Source organism: Ruegeria sp. HKCCD8929 (assembly GCF_013031405.1).
Lineage (GTDB): Bacteria > Pseudomonadota > Alphaproteobacteria > Rhodobacterales > Rhodobacteraceae > Ruegeria.
In genome coordinates, this window is sequence record NZ_WPZY01000001.1 from 83,000 (window position 1) to 104,526 (window position 21,527).

22 protein-coding genes are annotated in these 21,527 nt (G+C 60.7%); 18 read left to right on the top strand and 4 right to left on the bottom strand.

Annotation, left to right across the window (positions count from 1 at the left end; translation table 11 throughout):
* Positions 1-50 precede the first annotated feature (50 nt).
* From GOX53_RS00420 to GOX53_RS00430, 3 genes are all read left to right on the top strand, one after another.
* Positions 51-869 carry a serine protease gene (locus GOX53_RS00420; protein ID WP_171173015.1) on the top strand — a complete coding sequence of 273 codons (819 nt, stop codon included), beginning with the start codon at positions 51-53 and terminating at the stop codon, positions 867-869.
* On the top strand, positions 866-1,675 hold the full coding sequence (locus GOX53_RS00425) for a serine protease (RefSeq protein WP_171173016.1): 810 nt from the start codon (positions 866-868) through the stop codon (positions 1,673-1,675). Before GOX53_RS00420 ends, GOX53_RS00425 begins: the two co-directional genes overlap by 4 nt.
* A gap of 128 nt (positions 1,676-1,803) precedes the next feature.
* Complete coding sequence (locus GOX53_RS00430; protein WP_171173017.1) at positions 1,804-2,271, top strand: Hsp20 family protein; 468 nt, start codon at positions 1,804-1,806, stop codon at positions 2,269-2,271.
* 112 nt (positions 2,272-2,383) lie between these two features.
* Here GOX53_RS00430 and GOX53_RS00435 read toward each other — a convergent pair whose 3' ends face one another.
* Positions 2,384-3,634, bottom strand: a complete 1,251-nt coding sequence (locus GOX53_RS00435; RefSeq protein WP_171173018.1) for an Hsp70 family protein — start codon at positions 3,632-3,634, stop codon at positions 2,384-2,386.
* A 105-nt stretch (positions 3,635-3,739) separates the two neighbouring features.
* Positions 3,740-5,920 (bottom strand): esterase-like activity of phytase family protein, encoded by a 2,181-nt coding sequence (locus tag GOX53_RS00440; protein ID WP_171173019.1) that lies wholly within the window; start codon positions 5,918-5,920, stop codon positions 3,740-3,742.
* Positions 5,921-5,937: 17 nt separating this feature from the next.
* On the opposite strand from GOX53_RS00440, the gene GOX53_RS00445 reads away from it, so the two are divergent.
* Both GOX53_RS00445 and GOX53_RS00450 read left to right on the top strand, forming a co-directional pair.
* Positions 5,938-6,111: a hypothetical protein gene (locus tag GOX53_RS00445; RefSeq protein WP_171173020.1), complete on the top strand. Its 174-nt coding sequence runs from the start codon at positions 5,938-5,940 to the stop codon at positions 6,109-6,111.
* Entirely contained in the window at positions 6,111-6,512 is a 402-nt protein-coding gene (locus GOX53_RS00450; protein WP_171173021.1) for a globin domain-containing protein, read from the top strand. Before GOX53_RS00445 ends, GOX53_RS00450 begins: the two co-directional genes overlap by 1 nt.
* Here GOX53_RS00450 and GOX53_RS00455 read toward each other — a convergent pair.
* Positions 6,509-7,984: an NAD-dependent succinate-semialdehyde dehydrogenase gene (locus tag GOX53_RS00455; protein WP_171173022.1), complete on the bottom strand. Its 1,476-nt coding sequence runs from the start codon at positions 7,982-7,984 to the stop codon at positions 6,509-6,511. The two genes, GOX53_RS00450 and GOX53_RS00455, sit on opposite strands and share 4 nt — an antisense overlap.
* A 263-nt stretch (positions 7,985-8,247) precedes the next feature.
* Between GOX53_RS00455 and GOX53_RS00460 the strand changes: the two genes are divergently transcribed.
* The 12 genes from GOX53_RS00460 to GOX53_RS00515 all read left to right on the top strand — a co-directional run bounded on the left by GOX53_RS00460 (position 8,248) and on the right by GOX53_RS00515 (position 18,920).
* Complete coding sequence (locus GOX53_RS00460; protein WP_171173023.1) at positions 8,248-9,456, top strand: aminopeptidase P family protein; 1,209 nt, start codon at positions 8,248-8,250, stop codon at positions 9,454-9,456.
* 235 nt (positions 9,457-9,691) lie between these two features.
* The gene (locus tag GOX53_RS00465) at positions 9,692-10,774 is read left to right on the top strand and encodes a hypothetical protein (RefSeq protein WP_171173024.1); all 1,083 of its coding nucleotides are present in this window, start codon (positions 9,692-9,694) and stop codon (positions 10,772-10,774) included.
* A 14-nt stretch (positions 10,775-10,788) separates the two neighbouring features.
* On the top strand, positions 10,789-11,091 hold the full coding sequence (locus tag GOX53_RS00470) for a hypothetical protein (RefSeq protein ID WP_171173025.1): 303 nt from the start codon (positions 10,789-10,791) through the stop codon (positions 11,089-11,091).
* A complete protein-coding gene (locus GOX53_RS00475) occupies positions 11,091-12,212 on the top strand; it encodes a hypothetical protein (protein ID WP_217351619.1) in 1,122 nt (373 codons plus the stop codon). Before GOX53_RS00470 ends, GOX53_RS00475 begins: the two co-directional genes overlap by 1 nt.
* A 74-nt stretch (positions 12,213-12,286) precedes the next feature.
* On the top strand, positions 12,287-14,218 hold the full coding sequence (locus GOX53_RS00480) for an ATP-binding protein (protein ID WP_171173027.1): 1,932 nt from the start codon (positions 12,287-12,289) through the stop codon (positions 14,216-14,218).
* Positions 14,219-14,417: 199 nt separating this feature from the next.
* Positions 14,418-14,957, top strand: a complete 540-nt coding sequence (locus GOX53_RS00485; RefSeq protein WP_171173028.1) for a hypothetical protein — start codon at positions 14,418-14,420, stop codon at positions 14,955-14,957.
* Positions 14,954-16,294, top strand: a complete 1,341-nt coding sequence (locus tag GOX53_RS00490; protein ID WP_171173029.1) for a DUF6638 family protein — start codon at positions 14,954-14,956, stop codon at positions 16,292-16,294. The genes GOX53_RS00485 and GOX53_RS00490 overlap by 4 nt, the downstream gene beginning before the upstream one ends.
* A 1-nt stretch (position 16,295) precedes the next feature.
* Positions 16,296-16,562, top strand: a complete 267-nt coding sequence (locus GOX53_RS00495; RefSeq protein ID WP_171173030.1) for a hypothetical protein — start codon at positions 16,296-16,298, stop codon at positions 16,560-16,562.
* Positions 16,563-16,573: 11 nt separating this feature from the next.
* Positions 16,574-17,218, top strand: a complete 645-nt coding sequence (locus tag GOX53_RS00500) for a DUF1523 family protein (protein ID WP_171173031.1) — start codon at positions 16,574-16,576, stop codon at positions 17,216-17,218.
* Between the two features lie 117 nt (positions 17,219-17,335).
* The gene (locus GOX53_RS00505) at positions 17,336-17,707 is read left to right on the top strand and encodes a cytochrome c (protein ID WP_254446427.1); all 372 of its coding nucleotides are present in this window, start codon (positions 17,336-17,338) and stop codon (positions 17,705-17,707) included.
* 9 nt (positions 17,708-17,716) lie between these two features.
* Positions 17,717-18,055 carry a copper resistance CopC family protein gene (locus tag GOX53_RS00510; protein WP_171173032.1) on the top strand — a complete coding sequence of 113 codons (339 nt, stop codon included), beginning with the start codon at positions 17,717-17,719 and terminating at the stop codon, positions 18,053-18,055.
* Positions 18,056-18,062: 7 nt separating this feature from the next.
* Positions 18,063-18,920 (top strand): CopD family protein, encoded by an 858-nt coding sequence (locus tag GOX53_RS00515; RefSeq protein WP_171173033.1) that lies wholly within the window; start codon positions 18,063-18,065, stop codon positions 18,918-18,920.
* A gap of 6 nt (positions 18,921-18,926) precedes the next feature.
* Here the strand turns inward: GOX53_RS00515 and GOX53_RS00520 are convergent, their stop codons facing one another.
* A complete protein-coding gene (locus GOX53_RS00520; RefSeq protein WP_171173034.1) occupies positions 18,927-20,504 on the bottom strand; it encodes a DUF5928 domain-containing protein in 1,578 nt (525 codons plus the stop codon).
* A 147-nt stretch (positions 20,505-20,651) separates the two neighbouring features.
* Here GOX53_RS00520 and GOX53_RS00525 point away from each other — a divergent pair, with 147 nt between their 5' ends.
* The gene (locus tag GOX53_RS00525) at positions 20,652-21,470 is read left to right on the top strand and encodes a sulfotransferase family protein (RefSeq protein ID WP_171173035.1); all 819 of its coding nucleotides are present in this window, start codon (positions 20,652-20,654) and stop codon (positions 21,468-21,470) included.
* The last annotated feature ends 57 nt before the right edge of the window (positions 21,471-21,527 follow it).

The window sequence follows — 21,527 nt, forward strand, 5'->3', positions numbered from 1 at the left end:
TTTCGCCTCACCCAACCGATATCAATATGGCCTTGTGACGGGAACCGGAGATGTTGGTGCGTAACTGGGTCAAGGTGATGGCGCTGGTCCTGCTGCCTGCGGCAGCTGTGGCGCAGGACTCGGGGCTGAAAAGCCTCGACACCAGTGATTCCGGTCGCGAGTGGATGGCGGTTGGCCGCCTCGACATCGACGGCACCGGGTTTTGCACCGGCGCGCTGATCGCGCCAAATCTGGTTCTGACGGCGGCGCACTGCCTGTTCGACAAAACCACGGATGAAAGGATCGACCCCGCGCGGATCGAGTTTCTGGCAGGATGGCGACGGGGTCGCGCGTCGGCCTATCGCTCGGTGCGCCGCGCGGTGGTGCATCCCGACTACGAATACGGCGCCGATGCGTCGACCCAGCGGGTGCGCAACGACGTGGCCCTCATCGAGTTGCAGCAACCGATCCGCAACACCACCGTGATCCCCTTCGAGACCGGAGAGCGCCCGGCGCGGGGCGAAGAAGTGGGCGTCGTTTCATACGCGATGGACCGGTCCGAGGCCCCTTCGCTGCAAGAGGTTTGTTCAGTCATGGCAAGGCAGCAGGGCATTCTGGTGATGTCCTGCGATGTGGATTTCGGGTCCTCCGGCGCGCCGGTCTTTTCCTTCTCGGGTGAGCGGCCTCGGATCGTGTCCGTGGTGTCCGCAAAGGCTGAATTGCAGGGCGAACGTGTGGCGCTTGGGTCAACGCTGGAAGAGGCGCTGGGCCTGCTACAGGCCGAGTTGGATGCTGGCGGCGGGTTCAATCAGGCTGACGCACCGCGCTCCAGCCGCATCACGGTGGGTGGTCCTCGTAACAAAACCGGAGCCAAGTTCGTTAAACCATGATCCGCCTGTTTGTCCTGTTCAGCCTTCTGCTTTCAACCACGTCCGCTCATGCTCAGGCTATTTCGCGCCGCCTTACCGATCGGGAGGATTTGCTGGGATGGGAGGCGGTGGGCCGCCTTGATATCGGGGAATCCGGGTTTTGCACCGGCACCCTGATCGCGCCGGACCTTGTATTGACCGCCGCACATTGTGCGCTAGATAGGGAAGGCGGCCGGCCCTTTGCGGCAGGAGAGCTTACGTTTCGGGCGGGGCTGAGCGACGGAAAGTCCGTGGCGGACCGCAAGGTGATCCAGATCGCTGCCCATCCAAAATTCGTTGTAAACGCACCGGTCTCGGCCGAGCGTGTTCGGGTCGACGTGGCATTGATGCGGCTGGATCAGCCCATCCCCCTGTCGCTGGCCAACCCTTTCGCGCTGCACAACGGAAACGTCTCTGGCGCCGAGGTCAGCGTTGCCTCTTACGGGCGCGGGCGATCCGAGGCGATCACAAGGCAGCGGTCCTGTCGCATTCTGTTCAGACAGCAGGGGCTGGTCGCCTTCGATTGCGATATCACCTTCGGATCGTCGGGCTCGGCGATCCTGGCCAAATCCGGCCCGCGCTGGCAGATCCTGTCGGTTGTATCCGCGGGCGCCCGAGCCCGCGGAACGCCTGTCGGTTACGGCATGGAGCTTCCCGGTATCGTCAGCCAGCTAAAAGCCATCCTGCGCAAGGACGCGCCGCCACCCAAGGCGACGATTCGCCGATTGCAGGTGGGTTCGGACAAATCCAGTTCTGGTGCAAAATTCATCAGTTCCGGCGGGTCTTGAAACCCCCCACACCTTTTCCCATCTCATCGGTATCGGATCGCCACTAACCGGGGTCCGATGATCTATGAACGCCCGTCCGGATGGAGGGCACAACTCGTAAATCGCTCAAGAGATGAGGATAACGACACATGCGTAGCTTTGATTTTGCACCCCTGCACCGTGCGACCATCGGTTTCGACCAGATCGCGGACATGATGGATCGGGTGCTGACCAGTGACATGGCCCAGCCGAGCTATCCCCCTTACAACATCGAAAAGACCGCTGCTGATGCCTATCGCATCTCGGTTGCTGTCGCGGGATTCGCCGAAGAGGATCTGACGGTTGAGCTAAAAGAGAATTCCCTTGTCGTGGCAGGCAAGAAAGCCGCCGAAGACAAGGAGCGTACCTATCTGCATCGTGGCATCGCAACCCGCGCCTTTGAACGCCGTTTTACGCTGGCCGATCATGTGCGCGTGACAGGTGCGAGCCATGAGAACGGTATGCTGCATATCGACCTGCAGCGCGAAGTGCCCGAGGCATTAAAACCGCGCCGGATCGAGATCACTTCGGCGAAGGCCATCGAAAAGAACGTGGTTGACGCGAAGGCCGTAAACTGAGGTTCCGCATTGCGGTGATCCTCCGCAGGACCTCGATGCGATAATCTCCTCCCTCCCTTGGTTATCGCTGCACCCCGTGCCGGAATATGGCGCGGGGTGTTTTCGTATCGGCTCAGGCCCGGTTGGCGGCGATGGCGAGGCCATCGGTAACGGCGGTGAATACTTCGGTGAAGGAATGCCGGGCATCCGGGAACAATGCCTCCATCGTGTGTGAGACGATCGACATCAGGCTGGACCCACCGACATAGATCACGCGGTCGACCTGTTTTGCGGTCGCGCCTGCCAGTTGCAGGGTTTCGGTGGCTCCGCCAGCCAGCGCTTGGGCGTGAACGGCAAGGATCAGGGCCAGTTCTTCGGCGGGAAGCGCAACGGTCAGTGTGTGCTCGATCTGGTCCAGCGCGATATACGGGCAGTTTGCGCCGTTGTTGGCGGCGATCTTGCCGCGCTCGACGGCAAAGGCCAGATCATGACCCAGCTCATCCTGCAAAACGGTGACGAGGCGGCTCATCCTCTCTGGCGTTTCGGACAGCCGCGCCATCTCCTCGACCATGCGACGGGTTTGGGCGCTGTAAAGAAAGGGAATCTTCTCCCACGTCGCCAGATCGTTGAAGATCGCGTTGGGCGCAGGCGTGGTGCCGGGGCCGATGGCCTTGCGCAGGGTCGATCCCTTGCCCAAGAGCGGCATCACCCGGTCGATATTGATCGAGCGGTCGAAATCGGTGCCGCCGATGCGAACCCCGTGATTGGCCAGGATCGAGACCCCGTCATTGCTCGACCGGAACAGCGAAAAATCCGAGGTGCCGCCGCCGATATCGACGATCAACCCGATCTCGCCCGACTGGTCCAGCGTGCCGCTGGCGATGGCGGCGGCCTCGGGTTCGAACAGAAAGTCGACCTCTTTGAAACCCGCCGCGATGTAGCAGGCGCGCAGATCCGCCTCGGCCTGCGCTTCGCGCCGGTCGCCGGTGCCGTGAAACACCACCGGGCGGCCCGACAGCGTACGGTCGAAGGTCAACCCGGTTTCGGCCTCGGCACGGGTTTTGATCTCGCGCAGGAAGCGGGCGATGATGTCGACAAGGGTGACCCGTTCATTCAGGATCTGGCGTTTCTCGTGCATCAAACCGGTGCCCAACACCCGTTTCAGCGCGCGCATGAACCGCCCTTCGGTCCCGTCGAGCAGCGCCTGGTTGGCCGGTTCACCGATCAGCGTCTGCCGGGTCTCGAAATCGAAGAAGAACGTGGTGGGCAGCGTCGTCTGACCGGGTGCCATCTGGATCAGGTGGGGTTTGCCGTCGCGCAGATAGCCCGCTGCCGAGTTGGAGGTGCCGAAATCAATACCCAATACGGGGCCATGCTGTGCCATGCCCGATCCCTCCCGACGGTAAAACAGAAAGGCGCCTGTTTACGGACACGCAAAAAGGGCGTCAAGCGGGAAGCGCCTGACGCCCTCGATGTTGTTTCGGTGGGCTCAGCTGCCGTCGGTCACGTTGCCGATGGACCAGAACATGGTTTCGCCCGAGGCATCGTCGACACCGTCATTGTCTGTGATCACGAATCCTTCGCCCGAGGGCAGGATCGCCAGGCCTTCGACCTTGTCCAGCACATAACCGCCGGTCGAGGTGAGATCGGGCAGCAGGTCGCGCACCAACTCCTTGCTCACCACCGGCAGGTCGCTGCCCAGCGGGGCGGGAACCATCTGGCTCAGCGGAATGCGGTAGATCTTTTTGGTCACGGCGCGGGAATCATGCTGGTTGTCGCGCTCGATGACATAGACATGATCGCCATTGGCCACGATCTCGCTCAGACCGACCCAGCCGGTTTCAGGCTCGGCCTTGGGATAGAGCACGGCACCCCATTCCTTGGTCTTAAGATTGTAGGCCACCAGCTTTACATGATGCTTCGGATCGTCCTTCCACTCGCGCTGCACGGCCATCCACAGGGTGTCGCCCACGCGGGTGATGCCTTCGAAGCCAAAGCGCTTTTCGACAGCCATCAGTTCGGGCGGCAGACCGACTTCACCCTTCTTGGCCTTGATCGCGCCATCGGGCTGCACGTGATAGATCGCGTGCGGGATCACCCGGTCTGTGCGGCCTTCGGAGGCTACGTAGAACCCGCCCTTGCCGTCCAGCGTAATGCCTTCAAGGTCCAGCTTCTGCGCCGGGCTGCCGTTGCGGGTGATGCGGATCACGTCGGTGATGCGGGCCGGGCTCTGGGACGGGTCGATCTTGAAGATCGAGGGTTGGAAGCCATAGAAGCTATCATTCACTGCCCAGATCATGCTGTCCTCATCGGCGACCATGCCTGACAGCGCGCCCCAGCCGATCAGCTCATCCGCGCCGGCCGAGGTCAGATACGGATAGGCGGCGGGTGCCTCCTGATATTCGTAGATCATCACATGGGCGCGGGGGCCGCCATCCTCGATCAGGTCCTTTTCGTTGGCCGAGATCAGCAGGTTGCGCTGGGGGATGGTCACATAGCCTTCGGGTCCAACGCCCGACGGCAGCAGCTGTTTCAGCGCCGGATTGGCCGGGTCGGTCACATCGTAGACACCGACGACCGAGGCACGCTCGGCCCCCACAAAGACCATCGGCGTGCCGCCGAAGGTGGCTGCGGTCACGCTTTCTGGCTCGATCCCTTTGCTGTCCGAGCGTTTGTCCGGATAGTGGCCGATCTGCACGATTGCGTGCTCGAACGAGACGCCGCTTTCGTAAACCACGCTCCCGTCCTTGGCGAAGATGGTCCAGCCGCGCGAGCCGCCCTCGTAATCGCCCTCGTTGGCGGTGGCGAAACGCTGGTCGTCGATCCACTTCACCGCGTCCGGTTCGCGCAGGCGACCCGGCTGGCTCTCGATAAAGATCAGCGCGCCGCGCTCATCGGTGGCGTCGATGCCGTCCAGATCAACGGCGCCAGCCGAGAAATGGCTGACGATCTGGCCGTCGCGATCCACTACCACAATGTGGTTGTTTTCCTGCAGCGTCACGACGGTTTCGCCCAGACCGTTGATATCCACGAATTCCGGCTCGGGATCGTCGCCCGCAACCTCGGCCAGCCCGGTTAGGCTGACCATGGTCATTGCGGCGCAATCCAGCGCGCCCTCGGCGACCGGAACCATGACCAGCGATCCGGCGGGCATCTGCGGCAGGGCCCCGTCGTTCAGGTCTTCATCGCGTTCATTCTCGATGGCGACCGAGATGAACGATCCGTCCGGCGCCACCGCGACGCTGTCGGGCTGACCGCCCAGATCGCAGGAGCCGGTTTCAGTCTTGGCCGCCACGTCCACCGACAGCAGCTTGCCCGAGGGCTGGGTGTAGCTTTCTGAGGTGTTCACGCCGACAAAGGCCGTCGCGCCGATGATCCCGACCGAGGTCGGCTCACCGCCCACATCCAGCGCGCCCAAGGGGGCGGGTTTGGCCGGATCGGCGATATCCACCATGCCGATCACGCCCAGCGGGCTGTCGGTATAGACCAGCGTCATGCCATCGGCTGTGGTGGCGATGATCTCGGGCGAGGTCTCGCGGGTGGTATCGGCGCCCGCTTCCATATTGCGCACCACGGGGAAGGATGCGATCCGGTTGAAATTCATCTCCGCCAGTGCCTGACCGGCGGTCAGGGCAAGGGCGGATGTCAGGCACAGCAGGCGCAACGGCATCGCTGAAGGCTCCTCTCTTGATTAACAAGATCGGCATGGCCGCAATGCATCACGGTTTTGCAAAGCTTTTGCATCGGTTTCGTGACAAAAAACCGGTCCGTCGAAACATCCCGTTAACTGCTGGCGTTGATACTGGCGTTGCGGGCCGTGCTGTTTTGCGCGCGGTTGCAAAACCGAAGGCTGACACGTGATGATGAGTGCTCCGATTTCCCTTGTTCAGAACAGCTTTGCCCGCGTTTTTGCCCGCAAGGGCGAGTTGACCGAGCGGTTTTATCACCATCTTTTCAAGAACATGCCCGAGGCCGAAGGGCTGTTTCACGGCGACTTCATGGTGCAGAAGGAGATGTTCGCCACCATGCTTGCGGCGTCGGTCCGCAGCCTGATTGACAAAGGCAGCTTTCACGATGTCGGCATCGCGCTGGCGGAAAGCCATGCTCGATTCAATCTGACTGCAACGCAATTGCAATGCGCGGCCAGTTCACTGATGGCCGCGCTGCGGGATGTGATGGGCGACGATCTGACGCCCGAGGAAGAGGGCGCGTGGAACGAGGCTGTCACCCGCCTGGCGGGGATGATGGTCCGGCCCGGTTAGACCGACATGCAGATGTACTTCATCTCCAGATAGTCGTCGATGCCGTGATGGCTGCCCTCGCGGCCCAGCCCGGATTGCTTGACGCCGCCAAACGGGCTGACCTCGGTCGAGATGATGCCGGTGTTAACCCCGACGATGCCGTATTCCAGCGCCTCGGCCACCTTGTAGACCCGGCTCAGATCCTTGGCGTAGAAATAGGAAGCAAGGCCAAAGATGGTGTCATTGGCCATGGCGATCACGTCATCCTCGTCCTCGAATTTGAAGAGTGGAGCGAGGGGGCCAAAGGTTTCGTCCTGAGCGACCATCATGTCTTGTGTGACGCCTGTCACGATGGTTGGCTGAAAGAATGTGCCACCCAGATCATGCGGTAGACCGCCGGTCAGGATCACGCCGCCCTTGGCGGTGACGTCCGCGATATGCTCCTGCACTTTGGCGACCGCCTCGGTGTTGATCAGCGGGCCGGTGGTGGTGCCGTCGGTCAGGCCATCGCCCACCTGCAAAGCTTCAACGGCGGCTTTCAGCTTGGCGGCGAAGGCGTCATAGACCCCGGCCTGTACATAGATGCGGTTGGCGCAGACGCAGGTCTGACCATTGTTGCGGAACTTGCACAGCATCGCGCCTTCGACCGCGGCGTCCAGATCGGCATCGTCGAACACGATGAAGGGCGCGTTGCCTCCCAGCTCCATCGAGCATTTCATCACCTGATCGGCGGCCTGCCGCAGCAGGATGCGGCCCACCTCGGTCGAGCCGGTGAAGGTCAGCTTGCGCACGCCGGGGTTCTCGCAGAACTCCTTGCCGATGTCGCTTGAGCGGGACGATGGCACCACGTTGAACACGCCAGCCGGTATACCCGCTTCTTCCGCCAGCGCGGCCAGAACCAAGGCCGACAGCGGGGTTTCAGCCGCCGGACGGGCGACAAAGGCACAGCCCGCGGCCAGCGCCGGGCCTGCCTTGCGGGTGATCATCGCGTTGGGGAAGTTCCACGGCGTGATCGAGGCGGCCACACCGATGGGCTGTTTCAGCACGGTGATGCGCTTGTCACGCTGGTGGCCGGGGATGGTCTCGCCATAGATGCGCTTGGCCTCTTCACCGAAAAACTCGATGAATGATGCGCCGTATGCGACCTCGCCCACCGCCTCTGCCAGCGGTTTGCCCTGCTCGGCGGTCAGGATGCGACCCAGATCCTGCGCGTTTTCCATCATCAGGTCGTACCAGCGACGCAGGATCGCGGCACGCTCCTTGCCGGTGTACTTCGCCCACTCCTTCTGCGCCGCCTCGGCCTGCGCGATGGCACCCGCGACTTGCGCGCGGCTGACATCCGCCACCTCGGCCACCACATCGCCGCGCGCCGGGTTGGTCACCGCAAAGGTGCCATGGTCGCCGTCGACCCACTGTCCGCCGATATAGGCCTTGGTCACCAGCAGGTCCGGTTTCGAGAGGAGCGATTTCAGATCGGTTGTTGCGTCCAGCATGGTTGAGCCTCCGGCTTGCATTCAGTTGCGCGCACCCAAACAGGTGGGGCGGTGTTTGTCTATGGCCACTCTGAATGTGGAATCAATCCAGATTTGATCATATTTAGGTTAACAAGTTAATTGAATCAGGTCACGCTTGATCGACTCTGCAGGATGCGCCAGATTGCGCGCGGGCCCTGGCGATGGCGTCGCCTCATGCCGTGCGGCATGCGCCCATTTCCCCGTCCTGAACGCCGGGACCTTTCTGCAAAGGAGGGTCTGTCATGACCGCACGTCCTGACTTCTATCGTTATCACAACGGCCAGCCGGCCAAGCTGCCGTTTGAGGCCGCCGAGTATGAGACACGCCTTGCCGAGCTGCGCGCCCGGATGGCCGAGGCGGGCGCGACCGCCGCCGTCTTCACCTCGATGCACAACATCGCCTATTACTCGGGCTTTCTCTATTGCGCCTTCGGGCGGCCCTACGGGCTGGTGGTGACCGAGACCGAGAGCATCACCATCAGTGCCGGTATCGACGCAGGCCAACCCTGGCGCTGGAGCCACGGCGACAGCATCACCTATACCGACTGGCAGCGGGACAATTACTGGCGCGCGATCAAGTCGGTGACCGGCGAGGGGCAGGTGATCGGATACGAGAGCGACCACCTGAGCCTGTTGCAGCGCGACAAGCTGGAGGATTTCCTGAAACCGTCGGCCATGGTCGATCTGTTCGAAACCACCATGCGCCAGCGGATGATGAAGTCTCCGGCGGAGATCGCCCTGATCCGGCACGGTGCACAGGTGGCAGACGTGGGCGGCTATGCGATCCGTGACGCGGTCAAGGCCGGGGTGCGCGAGATCGACGTGGCCATGGCCGGCCGCAACGCGATGGAGTTTGAGATCGCCAAACGCTTTCCGGATGCCGAATACCGTGACACCTGGGTGTGGTTCCAGTCGGGCATCAACACCGACGGCGCCCACAACCCGGTGACGGGCCGGGTGTTGCAGCGGGGCGATATCCTGTCGCTGAACACCTTCCCGATGATCTCGGGCTATTACACCGCGCTGGAACGCACCATGTTCGTGGAAGAGGTCGATCCCGCCAGCCTGAAGATCTGGGAGGCCAACGTTGCGGCCCATGAATACGGCATGTCCCTGCTGAAACCGGGCGTGAGCTGTGCCGAGGTCACCCACAAGATCAACGAGTTCTTTGCCGAGCGCGACCTGCTACAATACCGCACCTTTGGCTACGGCCATTCCTTTGGGGTGCTGTCGCATTACTATGGCCGCGAGGCGGGGCTGGAACTGCGCGAGGATATCGACACGGTGCTTGAGCCGGGAATGGTGATCTCGATGGAGCCGATGCTGACCATCGCCGCTGGCGAACCGGGCGCGGGCGGCTATCGCGAGCACGACATTCTGGTCATCACCGAGGATGGTAACGAGAACATCACCGGCTATCCTTACGGGCCGGAGTTCAACGTGGTTGGCTGAACAGGTTTGTCCTTGCCGGGCCAGACCTTCGGCGACCATACTTTAGCAAGAACAAGGAGGCCGCCCGGGATCGGGCGGCCTTTTGTCTTTGTCGGGCTGCATGATTAACGCCCAAGTCCCTTTTCTTTTTGGGGTCGGTTTGCCAGAGTTCGTGTGAAAATTGTAATTCAGGGGATGTAAATGCTCGTAACATTCCCTATCTGTTAGTGATATAACAAGAAAAGGATGCAGCGGGATGTCGGACACCGAATTCGAGATGATGATTAAGGAAACTCAGCGTCGGGTCAAAGAGAGCCAGTCGCAGATCGAGGGGTTGACCAGCCGGATCGAAGCGGCGCGGGCCAAGATCGGAACGGCCGAGGCGGATATCGACATCGAGAACGCCACGCTTGAAGATGTGCATGCCCATACCGAGGTGATGAACGCCAATATCGCCGAGCTGATCATGGGGCTGGACGACGTCACGGCGGCCTTTTCCAAGGATTTCGACGAGATGCGCTCGAAAACCGGGTGGGAGAGCTTTGTCGGCATCTTTTCCAAGGGCAAGTCCGAGTCTCTAAGGCAGGAACGGATGCGTGGTGCCAATATCGACGACAAGCTGCAGGACCTGATCGCCAAATCGGACGTGATCGTGAAGCTGCTGGAAGGGCAGTTGGCGGTGCTGGAAGAGCAGCGCGAGAAGGTCGAAACCAACCTGACCGCAACGCTGGATGACCGGGAATTCACGGTACAGGAGCTGGAAGGCGTGCGCGCCGAGATCCTCGCAATGGACCCCAAGATCATCGAGCTGGAGAATAAGATCAGCGTCGAACAGGACGCTGCCGCGCGTACCAAGCTGGAGACGGAATTGGCGGATCTGAACAAGGCATACAACGCCAAGGTTCAAGACGAGCAGGTCAAGCTGGCCAAATCACAGACGCTCGAGCGCTATATCGAAAAGGGCAAGACCTGGGTCGATTCACTGCAAAACCAGGCTGCGACGCAGATGGTGCTGATCAACAAGCTGCAGACGGACACGCAGCAGCGCGTGGTGCTGTATGACGCCCTGACCAAATCGCTGAAAACTGCGCAGCAACAGGACGTTGCCCACCGCATCAACGAGATCGGCGTGCAGACGGACCAGGAGGCGCAAACTGCGATGGCCGCCATCGGCACCGCGACCAACCAGAAGATGGCCGACATGCTTGAGGCGCATGAGGACCACATGGTCTTTGCCCGCGACGTGCTGGAGAAAAAGGCTAAGGCGGACGAACGCTTTGCCCGCCGGTTCGCGGAGATCGTCGAGAAGCATGACAAGAATTTGTATGGGGGCTCTTGAAGGGCGCAGTCGCAATGAAAGACAGCGGCAAGGGCACCTCCTACCGGCCAACGCGCAAGGATATCGAGCTACCCGATTGGGTTGAGACCGCGATGATCATGCGATGGTTTGCGATCGGCATTGGTGTCGTATTCTACTGGATCACTGAGTCTATTTTGTTTCCAATATTGGGCTTTGCTGTGTTCATTGCTGTAGGGCACGTGGTTTATCGCCTCTATCGGAAAGAGGACCCGGTTTCTGCGGAAATCGCCTTCTACAACGAGACAGATGGGTTTCACTCAGAGGATGCCGATGGTGATGGAGACGGTGGAGACTAATGGTGAATGACGCCACCCAAGACCATGTCGGCCTGACCGACACCTTCGCCTCGCGCCGCTATTTCCGCAAATTCGAGGTGATCACCGTCCACCTGCTGCGCGTGGCTGCGACGATGGAGGCAGAGGGCGCGATCTCGAAGCAAGAGGTGCGGATCGTATCGCGCTACCTCTCGGGGCTGCTCTACACCTTCCGCGCGCTTTCCATGAAATACCTGCTGGTCGGGCGCGATACGGGTCGGTTCTTTGGCAGCCTCGCCATGGACAAGCGCGACAGCGGGTTTCCGGTGGCGACCGAGTTGCTGACCATGGCCAATGACGCGCAGCAGGCGCAGGTGCATCTGGCGAATATGCTGTCCGAAGATGACCTGAAAACAGACATGGTCCGCACCATCATCGGCGACCGGGACATCCCCACCAAGCTGCAATTCGCGCTGTCCCAAAGGCTCTACTACGAGGAATTGCTGAAGGGAGAGCTGTTCTGGGCCCGCAACGATCCCGAGTGCCACTGGGTCGGGAATGAGAGCGAGCGGCGCAAGTTCCTGGTCCATTGGGCGGTCTATGACAGCCAGATCAACCTGCCGGTCATCTACCTGATGCAGTTGGAGGACAGCGGCAAAACCGCCCTGCCCAAGGACCAACGACGTTGGCCCGAGGTGCAGGCGCATCTGATGGCGCAATCTTTGGGCGGGCTGAAACTGGTGACCATCGCCAAGGGGTTCGATCAGGACTTCGATGATCTGCACCCCAAACACGTGCGCCGCATCCATGTGGGGCCGATGTATTCCTCGGCCTATACCGAGCAATCCGGACCCCTACGGCAGGTGCTGGAGGACGCGCAGGCACCCGAGGGTCAGGATTGGGCGCTGGCCTGGACCACCGAGGAGCTGGAGAGCGAAGAGGTGATCGAAGAGCGCGCCGGATGGTTCTCGACCGTTGAGCGTGAGGTCTTTGCGCTTGACCCGTTCGGCGGGCAGGGGGCCGAGACCGGGGCCACCCGGACCCAGCGCTCGATCATCCTACCCCAGCGCCCGTTTCAGGTGCTGGCTGAGCGTAACCCGCCGGGGTTTGCGGATGTGCGCAAGTTCGTGGTCAGCAAAGCCGGGCAAGTCTTGAGGTATTGAGCTGGTGGCGGGCTGAAGCCCGCCCTACGAGATTTGAGTAGGCCGGGCTTCAGCCCGGCATTGCGAGGAAGAAGATGAGTTTGACGTCAGATCAGATGGAATTGCGCGAAGGCGATATTCGCAAGCACTATCCGGCAGCGACCGCTTTACTGAACGGGTTCGAACACGCACCGCGTATTGCCAAGGCCGTTGAAGCGCCGGTCGAACGATCTCCGGGGGTTTCAACCGGTCGCAGGTTTCGGTCCACGACACCGGGGCTAGTGACACGGCGCACTGCGCGCGCGGATGGGGTGCATCTGGTCGAACGGATCGAAGCGTCGGATGAAGGCGACACGCTGGTCTCGCCGCCTCAGGCGACCACACAACAGGCGATCCGCCGCGCCATCGCCATCGCTCTAGCCGTGGCTGAGGCTTATGCGGAACAGACTCCGTTGGCAGACCTCAAACGCGCAAATCTCGCCGGAGATCTGCCTGCCGCGCGCAAGACCGAATTCTCAGAACTGCTGACGGCTGAGGCTCTGATAACTTCGCACACGTTCGGCAACGCACTGGCCTATCTGATGTCCTCGCATCTGGGTGAAATCACGGTCGAAATCGGTGAGATCGAAGAAGTTCTGACCGACAACGGCCAACTCGCCCTGCACGGTGCTTTGTGGGAGCTGGATCAAACGCTAGCCAAACACGCCCCAGACGACGCACACCTAATCGCGGCAACCAGTGCATATGCTGAGCAATTGATGGAGAAAGCCGCCCTGCGCTCGCAGACGGCTGGCCATCTGGCCTCGTTCCAGAACGTCGCGTGGCATATCGAGGCCGATGACCTGACGATCAGGGGTTTCGAACCGGCCTCAAAAGCCAAATCCACCACCCTGACGATGACGTTCAAGAAACCGAACGAGGTGGTGGGCAACCATATCGCCAAGTATCAGGCGATGAAGCTGGCCAAGATGGTGATGGCCTACGACTTTGACCGCCGCCTGAACCCGTTCGCGGAACTCGGCGGGTTCATCTTTACCTTCATGGGCGACGGCAAACCGGGCACCGGCAAGACAACCCTGATCCAGATGATGGCGGGGCTGATCCACGACTACTGCCAGAACGCGGGCTATCCGTTCCGCTATCAGAACCTGAGCACCGACAATATCGACAGCTATCAGGGCAAATCCGGCCAGAACGCCAAGGCCTTCATCAACACGATCATCGACCCCTCGGTCATCGGTTTCGGCACCATCGACGACATCGACCAGCTGGCGGGCAAACGCGGCGACCGGCAGTCCAGTGCAGGGCAACTGGAAATCACCGCCGTGCTGATGGAGAGCTTTGCGGGCGCCAATACCGTCGTACGGGGCAACTGCACCTTTGGCATGTTCTCGAACTACCCCGAGAATGTGGACGATGCCCTGCGCCAGCGGGCGGGTGCTCGATTCCTGGTGGACGGGCCGCAAACGCGCGAGGATTACATCGACATCCTGCACCTGCTGATGGGCCGCAACCACGACATCCCGCTGGGTGAGCACGACGCCTATGCCGCGCAGGAGATCAAGAAGGCCGTCGCCGCCAGTTTCGAAAGCCACGCCCGCCCGCATGAGGACGCTCTGTTGCAGGTCTATGACCGGGTCTCCGGCGATATCGGCCAGATGGACACCATCGCCAAGCTGGGCACTTACCTCAAGGCGATCCAACAGGCGGATGAGCGCTTTACCGGCCGCGCGATCAAGAACATCACCGACGCGGTCAAGGTCCGCGCGATGGATTTCGAACTGCCCGACGAGTGGATGGAAAACCCCGACCTGTTCCTGTTCCGCGACTACGACACCAAGAAGGCGATGATCGAGGATCTGCGCCAACCGATCACGGTCGAGATGGTGATACAAGAGATCAACCGCTACGCCGACAGCGAGTTCCGCTACGCCGACAAGAGCGACGAGGTCGCCATCGAGAACGCCGTCCGCGAGATGGGCCGGATGGAAGAGGCCAAGCGGCGGTATTTGGAGGGGAAGGGATGAGTTTCATACAGATGTTCCCGCAAACCAGCGCGGCTTTGCCGCGCAGCCCCCTCCCTCCCCCCCATGGGGAGGGGGCTAAACTGCTGAACATATGTATTAAGCAAAAAGCACCAATGAGCATCCCGGTAAGAGACGCGAATGAACTGATGGCATCTCAACCCTGTTCACCCAGAAATTTCAAAATGTTGTGGAACTTCTGATGAACTGGGTCGCTGCAGCAAATCTGTTTATATCCGAGAACAAGGCTTTGGTAGTAGCTGTTGGGGTTCCGGTGCTCACAGCTATAGCAGCGGGCATCGTTTCATTTGTGACTACGACGATGAACCTGAAGGCGCAAAAGTTGGACCGGGCTCTTCAAAAGAAACTATGGGTTCTTGAGGCAAAAAAAAGAGAACTCTCAGATTTCAAATCGCTGTTGGCTCAGTTTGAGGCAACAGCTTTTCAAATGAGTATAGATCTTAAAACTGGCCTTAGCTCTGGAACAGCAGGGCGCATCCCCAAAGAAGACGCTTCGAGTGCAATATTTCAGCTAATTCGCCTGATGGCGGAGATCAACCTTGTAACGACCTTCGAAGATCCTGAGGGTAACGAGCTGGAGCAAGCAATGAACGCCGAATTCGCTAGCGTTGTGAATGGAGTTCCAGTCGATGGAGTGTTACCCGAAAGGAGATTCGCGGCTGTAAGCGCACGAATAGTCGCACGGCTTGAAGGTCAGCTTTACCGAGAGGGCATTGCATGATCCGCCTCATCGAAAAAGGCTTGATGTTTGGCAACCTCGTCCACATCTCCAGCCCGGCTCTGGTCGAGCGGTATAACCGCGCGCTGCAGCATCTGGCGGGCAAAACAACGGCGCTGACGGATTTCCATGTCGATATCTCGGGCTATTCGCCGGAGGTGGGGATTGAGCTGGAGGACGATCTCTACCTCAACCCCAACGGGGTCAACCGGCAATTCATCCTGCTGACGACCGAGCAGAAACGCGCGCCTCTGCTGAACGTCAAATTCTCGACCTCGCGCGATATCCTGCGCGAATTCATCGAGATGAACGAAGCGCAGTTGTTCGCCCTGACCGCCACCGATGCGGTGGCCGGCGAGTTGGTGAACTCGGTCATCAAACTCACCTCGGCCCGCGACCTGTTCAACCTGCAAAAGATCGAGATCGAGGCCGACACCGCGGGCGGCACCCTGCGCAAGGCCGAGCAACTGGCGGGCATGGTCGAGCGGTTCAAAACCGAAGAGGACGCCTGGTTCGACGACGTGCTGATCGCGCAGATGATCGACACGGCGAAACAGACCGGAGACGTGACCCGCAATCCGGTGCGGCTGAAACACACCGTGTTCGAGCAGCGCAGTTTCTGGACCGCGCATTACGGCGGGCTGTACCTGTTCCCCGATCTTGACCACCCGGCGATGATCTGTTCCGGCGAAGAGCCCGAAGGCGAGATGCCGGTCAAATATGTCTTTGACCTGTCGCAGCGGAACCGTATCGCCAAGTTCTTTGACTACAACGATCTGGTCGAGCCCATCGTCAAGGCGCGCGGGATCGACGCTGCCGCGATCCTGCAGCAAAAGATGGATTTCATCACCATCGACACCGCCGCCAATGCCGGGCTTGACCTGACCGGGCTCGACCGCAGCGATATGCGGCGGCTGGCGCGCAACCATGCGGACCGGTTGCCCGAGGCGTATCACGGGCTGGCGCAGCTCTTGCGCTGGGCCAGCGATGGCGGGGCGTGGCCGCGCATCACCTCGGACCATCCGGCCTATTTCTACACGCTGCGCGCCGCCGACACGCCCCAGCGCGATCTGGTCAACATGCTGCTGGCGGAACTGGCGCCGCTGGACGTGCGCCAGCTGTTCATCTGCCACAAGGAGCTGTTCTATCGCACCTACGCCGCCTGGCCCGAGGCCAAGAAGGCCTTCGTTGCCGATTTCCTTGCGCGCGAGTATCAGGTGGACAAGGCAGGCGCCCGCGCCGCACTGTTCGGACACGAGCAGGATATGAGCGGCGATGACCGCGCGTCCGAGCAGGTCATCCGCCGGGTCGGCCCCTGGGGCGCGATAAGGAGGGGCTGACATGTTCGGAGTGATGCGGCTGGTTCTGGTTCTGCTGGTGGTGCAGACGATTGCCTATGTGGCCCTGTCGCTCTATTCCCGCGCTGTGCGGCGCGGCAAGCTGAGGGCGCGCTGGCGGGAGAAAGGCCGGACCGGGGATGAAGAGGCGTTCGTGGTGCGCGGGCTCAAGGCCTATGACAGCTCGTTCCGCCGCAAGCTGATCCTCGGGGTCTTTATCGTGCCGTGGGTTGCGATTGCGGCCCTGATCTATGTTGTGAATTTCATGTGAGGACCCGGACCATGGGCTATGTCAAATGGGCGTTCATCCTGATCTTCTGGATCACCCTTGGCGCGTTCCTGCAATACACGCTGCCGCAGCATGACGTGGTGCGGATCGTCAACACCTATGAGGAACGGCAAGAGCTGAACGACTGGACCCGCATCTTTTGGGCGGTGCCGGACGATCAGTCGGCAAACCTAATCAACCGGGATGTGCAGTTCATTCAGGCGGTGCGGGCCAACGGACGCCCTATCGTCTACCGCAACGAGGATACCGGCTGGAGCTGGCCGCCCTATTTCAAGTTTGACACCGCCAACCTGTATACCGAGGCCAACGATGCGATCTCGACCAAGGATGCGCCGGAATGGGTCTCGGTTGCGCATTACGGCTGGCGCAACGAGTTCCTGTCGATCTTCCCCAATGCGGTGTCGATCAAGCCGGTCGAGGGGCCGGATGTGCGCATCATCCCGTGGTTCAACATCATCTTCCTGATCATCTTCTTCGCCATCCTCTGGGCGATCTGGGTCCGCTGGCGCCGGTTCCGCGCGGCGCGGATCGACCCGATGATCGAAAATGTCGAGGACGGGTTCTATGCCGCCGGTGAGGCGATCGACGAGCGCCGCGGCCGCTTCCGCCGCTGGCTGGACAGCTGGAAGTCGAAATAGGCTCTTGACCCTCCCCCTGCTGGAACGCCGAGAACCGGGTTCAGCAGATGTGAGGAGTGCAGCGTGAAGAGAATCGCAGTGATCGTCGTGGTGCTGGCCGGTTTGGCCTGGGCCTATCTGTGGAACAGGGCGCAGCCGACTGGTTCAGATGCGGCGCCTGCCGACGGGGCCGCGATGGCATCGGTCAGCCTACCGGACAGCTATTCGGGGAATGCGCAGATCGGTGCCCGCGTGTACGAAGCCAAATGCGCCTCCTGTCATGGCGAGAATGCGCAGGGGCAGCAGGGTGTGGCACCGCCGTTGATCCACAAGATCTACGAGCCATCTCATCACGGGGACGAGGCATTCCAGCGGGCCGTAGCACTTGGTGTGCAGGCGCATCACTGGCCCTTTGGCAACATGCCCCCGGTCGAGGGGCTTTCCCGGGGCGACGTCGCCATGATCGTCGCCTATATTCGGGAGACCCAACAGGCCAATGGCATCCAATAGGGGGTCGCTATGAAACAGGTTCTGATTGCCGCTCTGATGGTACTGATTGCAATGCCGGCGCTGGCGCATTCAGTGATCAAAGAAAGTGCTCCAGCCGATGGGGACGTGCTGGCCGAGATGCCGTCGCAAGTGGTGCTGACCTTCACCAAGAAGATCCGCCTGACCCGTGTGGAACTGACGCTCGGGGACAGCGGCACGTCGCTGGATTTGAGCGAACACAAGGGGTTTGGCACCGAATTCATGCTGCCGGTCGATGTGTCCGGCACCGGGCTGTTCCAGGTGGACTGGCGGGGCTTGGGCGAGGATGGGCACGTCATGCAGGGCGAGTTCGGGTTCGAAGTGAAGTAAGACCGGAATGGATGTCTGGGCACTCAGCGCAATAGCTGTCGGTTTTCTGTTCTATGCCTCGGCGCTATTGGCGATGGGGCTCGTTGTCGTGGGCGCGTTTCTTGGGCCGTTTCCGGCGCAGGTGCAGGCTGCGACCACCCGACAGATCGCGGTATGCGCCGTGCTGGCCCTGGTCCTGACTGCCTTAGGCTTCGCTCTGCGGGCAGCGGCGCTGACCGGAGACGCCTCGGGCCTGACCGATCCGGAAATGCTCATGCTGTTGTGGCAAACTCCGGTTGGCACCGAGTTGGTGCTGCGGGTTGCTGGTCTGGCGCTGATCCTGATCGGGTTGATAACGGGTCGGGGTCTGGACCTGATAGGGGCCGCCATTCTGATCGCCGCCTTCACACAGTCCGGCCATGTTGCCAGCGCAGACTGGTCAGGCCTGCGGGTTGCGCTGGGGCTGCATCTTGCGGGGATCGCGTTCTGGATCGGGGTTCTGCCGCCGCTGCTCCGCCTAGCGCGGGAAGATATCTATTTCGAGGAGGCCGCCCGCGTCGGCCACCTGTTCGGCCAGATTGCTGCGGTGGTTGTGCCCCTGTTGCTGCTGGCCGGGTTGGTCATGGCCTGGGGTCTGCTCGGATCGTTGTCGGCCCTGACCTCGACCTATGGGCTGGTTCTGATTGGCAAGCTGGTATTGGTGTCCGTGCTGCTCGGCCTCGGCGCCGCCAACAAGCTGCGTTTTGTGCCGGCCATGCACCGGGGGGAGCGGCAGGCGGCGCGGCATCTCGCCCGCTCGGTGCGGTTGGAGATGTTTGTTGCCGCGGCCGTACTGCTGGTGACGGCAATCCTGACCGGTGGGCCCAGCCTGCCCGAGCCGGTCTGAGGTCGGTCAATCGCTGAACAGGTAGTCTATCTGCATCACCTGCATGGCGTGTTCCTCGGTGATGGACAGGAACTGCGCCAGCTGTTCGGCGTTTTCCTCGCGTGAGCGGGTTTCACTGATCCGGCCGACATTGGCAAAGCCTCCGCTGCGGATCTGGTCGGATTCAAACGCAATATCGTTGCGAATGGTGGGCAGCAGGCGCTCGAGCGCCGCCGGGGCCGTCTGCTCTCCGGCCAGCCCGACCCGCTGGGCGTGCCCGGCGAGATAGTCGTCGGAATACTCGCATTCGATCTCGAGCAGCCGGGTCGTCGCGGCGTCCGAGCAGAAATCGTGCATCAAATCGGTGCTGGACGGGTCGAGGCAGATGATCATCCGGTCCGTGTTGAAATAGTCAAAGAGCATCCGCAGCAGCGATCTGCGATGGCGCTGGCGCTTTTGCAGGGTGGTCTGAATACCGCCCAGATCTGGCAGCGCGGTATCCTCTTCGTTGAAGAGATACTCGATCGCGGGTACGTTGCTGACCTGCGTAACCTGATCCAGCAACCGCTTGGCCACGTGCCATTTCTTGCAGATCACGATCATCAATTCGCGTTCCGGGCCCAACGTATTCTCGGTCTCCCAGAATCTCTGCGCGAAACGACGCCCGATCCGGCCCCGGCCCGCCAGAAACGCATAGAGCTTGCGCCCCTCGTTCGAAATCTGAAACTCGACGCCTTCCGAGGCATACAGATGACCCAGCCGTGTCTTCAGCTCAAGCGCCTCGGGGCTGATCTTGCGGGCAAACAGAAAGTCCTGACTGAGCAGCAGATCGTAGTGATCGTTGTAGAAGGTCAGCGGCATTCCGTAGTCCGAGAACATCAGGAAGGTCAGCGTTCTGCTTTCAACCTCGCGTTCGGGGATCAGGTGACGCACGAGGGTCTGGAAAAACGTCTCGTCCGGAATCCAGGTGCTGGCAAAAAACCGCATCACGTCACGCCGGTCGCGGGTGAAATCCAGTATCTGCTCTATGGTGCGCCGCCGCAGGCACCACCATTGGCTGCCGATCATGACCTGGATGTCGGCAGGCACGTCGCGGGTCAGGCCGAACCGCTTCTGCAGGTTATAGGCGGTGTAGAACCACCATTTCTGAGTGCGTTCATTGAAATAGTGGCGATAGATCAGCCGGTCCTCCTTCATACCGGTCTTGATCCAGTTGCTTTCAAAGAAATCGTAGCTTTCGATGAAATCCTTGTCCTGGGCATCGAGGAAGTTGTGCGTGTACTCGGCGGTCTTGATGGCCATGCAATCGCCCGAGAGCATGTAGAAATGCGTAACCCTTGGAAACGCGTCAACCGCCGCTTCGATCGCATGAAGTGTCGCCTCGACCAGCGACCACTCCCCCCAGCCGCATTTGATCCGCTTGCGGGCAAAGGTGACGTTCGGATTGTCCGCCAGCGCATCGACGATGCGCTTGTAGTCGGCAGAGCGCGCCCGTGCGTCGAAATGGATCGACATGCAATCGCCCACTGCCGTAAGCTGCTCGGCCTGCGTTATAATCGCATCCGGGTCCTTGTGGCACAAAAGGATATAGGCAACTTTCGCCATTCTCGAAACGATGGCCCCTGTTTCTGCTCCTGAATGGCTTTGATAAAGCCGATCAGCAATTGAATAAACAGGATTTCTTTGGTTTTTTGATGCGGGCAGGCCTGTGGCTCAGTTCGTGAGCAAGAAAAGAAGAAGGAGGCGCGGCGCATGGGGTTTCCCGGCACCTGGATGACGGAAAGCGAAAGCGTGGTTTACCGCGTGGTGCCGAAATGTGCTTGCTCGACCATCGGCCAGATCATGTTCTACTCGGACCATGGCACGTTCTTTGAGGGCGACATTCACGACGCGCAGTCGGGGATGCATAAGTGGGCGCTCGAGAACAGCCAGGATCTGATCACCCGGAATGTGCAGTCGCACAAGTCCTATGCGTTTACCTGCGTGCGCAACCCGTATACCCGCATCCTCAGCTCCTTTTTTGACAAGATCTGTGGCATTCAGCGCAACGGCAAACGGTATCGCGGCAATCTGGTGCCAACGCTGATCTACAATTACGGGATCGAGGTCGGCGGTGATGACGGCAAGCAGGAGTTCGATCAGATAAAGAGCTTCCGGCGGTTTTTGCTGTTTGCCCGCGACACCATCCGGTGGCGGCGTCCCATGGACCCGGATATCCACTGGTCGGCCATGTCGGGCCATGTTGCGACCTTTATCGCCAATGGTGGGCAGTATGACCGGATTTTCTGGACCGAGGCGTTCAACGACGGCATGCAGGATGTCCTTGATCACATCCAGACGCCGCACTCGGTGGACCTGAAAGAGATCCCCCGCTTCAACGAATCAGAAGGCCACGGTCCCACGCGGGCGCATCCGGTCGAGGACTATTTCGATGATCTGTCGATGCATCTGGTCTACGAGATCTACAAACGCGATTTCGAGCTGTTCAAATACGATTTCGAGAACCCCGGGAACAAGATGCCCATCGGCGAGATTGACCTGGACGAAGTGCACGCGAAGCTGGGCGAATAAAACTCCGGTTCGCCGATCTGCTGCACATTCAGGCAATTGTTGGCGGGAGCGGGCCCC